The following is a 991-nucleotide window of genomic DNA, read 5'->3' as shown; positions in this document are numbered from 1 at the left end:
GTTCTTCCGCTTGCGCAGGCAAATGCAGCGCCTGCAAGTCCTCAGGATGAGGCTCGTTCTGGGTCCACTCAGGGCCAGCCAAATTCTGCAGCACAGAACGGTCAGGATCAGGGTCAGCAGCAGAGCGCTAATGCTAACGGTCAGGACCAGCAGGGTGCTAACGCCAGTGGTCAGAACCAGGATGGTGCTACCCAGGGTCAGCAGCAGAGTGCTAACGGTCAGGGTCGGCAGCAGGGCGCCAATGCTGATGCTCAGGGTCAGCAGGGTGCTAACGCCAGTGACCAGAGCCAGAATGGTGCAACACAGGGCGGTGCGGCACAGGATCCTTCGCAAGCTGCATCCGGCGGTGAACAGCAGCAGGGTCAGCCTAGCGCATCTCAGGATCAGCAGGGTACTAATGCCAGCGGTCAGGGTCGGCAGCAGGGCGCCAATGCTGATGCTCAGGGTCAGCAGGCTCAGCCCGGCGCAACCCAGGATCAGCAGCAGAGTGCTAACGCTAATGCTAACGGCCAGGGTCAGCAGGCTCAGGGTCAACAACAGGGCGCACCCGCATCCCAGAGCAGCTCAAACTCGAATTCTGCATCACAGAATAATCAGAGCCGTCAGAGCCAGCCCTCCGCACCCGCGAATCAGAACTCCGGTTTTATTGCGATTACCTCTGTCGATGGATTCATTGACCCGCAGAATACTGATAACGTTCTGTCTGTAGAGACTACGGGGATCGATAATACCCACCGTGTACAGTACGAGCCGCGTGTTCAGGAACTTGATGAGTTCGGGAACATCGTTAATGATGACGTTAGCAACGGCGGAGGGTCTAGTCTTGGTTCGGACGGGAGCTTCGGGATGTACGTGAGTGTTGATGGCACTAAGATTAACCCGAACCACCAGTACCGGGTCTACATTGATGTATTCGATCAGGATACCTTAACGGCGAGTTACGCGTACTACCCCATCGTGGTTTGGAACCGTACCTACATTCCGGTTGTTC

General features: G+C 56.7%; 1 protein-coding gene. It reads left to right on the top strand.

Annotation, left to right across the window (positions count from 1 at the left end; all coding sequences use genetic code 11):
• A partial coding sequence (locus HMPREF2554_RS04040) for a protein argonaute-2 (protein WP_070554100.1) occupies nt 1–991 on the top strand: 991 nt, incomplete at both ends.

The organism is Rothia sp. HMSC071F11, assembly GCF_001809115.1.
Classification (GTDB): domain Bacteria; phylum Actinomycetota; class Actinomycetes; order Actinomycetales; family Micrococcaceae; genus Rothia; species Rothia dentocariosa.
The sequence above is the reverse complement of the archived record's forward strand: the minus strand, read 5'-3'. Positions and strand labels throughout refer to the sequence as shown.